At 37.7% G+C, this 971-nt stretch carries 1 protein-coding gene; it reads right to left on the bottom strand.

The genetic code is table 11. The features are described from left to right. The coding region (locus JK636_RS15975; protein WP_202749993.1) for an IS110 family transposase at positions 1 to 875 on the bottom strand (875 nt) is incomplete at its 3' end. Positions 876 to 971: the final 96 nt, after the last annotated feature.

Genomic DNA, 971 nt, shown 5'->3' with positions numbered 1-971 from the left:
TCTCCGAGAATGGTGGCTGCTGTAATTTCTCCTACACCTGGGATTGATAAAAGTAGGGATAATTCAGGGGAAAGTTTAGACCATTTGATAATTTGAGTACGTATGTCAGCCAATATCTGCTGAAAGGTTCTTAATAGGGTAATATAGCTCTTTAAAGCAATGATATTAGACTGTTGTGCCGCATCATAGGTTAAACTTTCTTCTGCAGCAGTTAATAGAGCATTATACTTTTGCTCGCACCAATCAAAGGAGTGTCTAGATAACCTTAAAATATTGATTATAGCTTCCTTATCTGCCGATAAAATATCCTTTGGAGTAGGGAAACTAGAAATCAAGCTTAGTGCTGTTGGACAGGCTATCTCATAGAAGACTGTATCGAGTTTTGGGAATACTTGATCTATTATACATCTGAATCTTACTTGAGTTTCAGCATACTGAGTATTTATACCATCCCATTGCCTGCTTAAGTTACGTATCTCTGAAACTACCTCGTTTAGAGGTACATGATGATTGAAATCATTCATGTAGTAAACTTGGGCAATACGATATGTATCAATAGGATCAGTTTTGATTTTACGCATATTTTTCCTTTTCTGAATACTTGTTTGAAGTGGGTTTAATATAATTACGTTGTATCCAAGATGCTGAAATTGTTGGGTTATAGATTTAGAGTAGTTCCCTGTAGCTTCAAGAACAACATCAGGCTTTTTACCTGATATGTTTTCTAACTCTAAAAGTAGCTTTGTTACATCTCTTATGCCGTTAGGCGTATGGGTAAATTCAATTGGTTCGGAGTAAATCTTATTGTAAGACAAGTAAGCACTAGCATAGCTGCTGGACTTTGAAACATCAATACATAGGGATGGATTGTTCATACAGTACCTCCTTAATACCGGGGACCCTCTATTCACCACTCTCCTCAGGTTCGTACGGTGATGCGGGATCAAAGTCCCAACCAGCTCAATCGGGGT

The sequence above is a fragment of the Clostridium rhizosphaerae genome, from assembly GCF_016765585.1.
GTDB classification, from domain to species: Bacteria; Bacillota; Clostridia; order Clostridiales; family Clostridiaceae; genus Clostridium_AT; species Clostridium_AT rhizosphaerae.
This window is presented reverse-complemented; position numbering and strand designations above follow the sequence as displayed.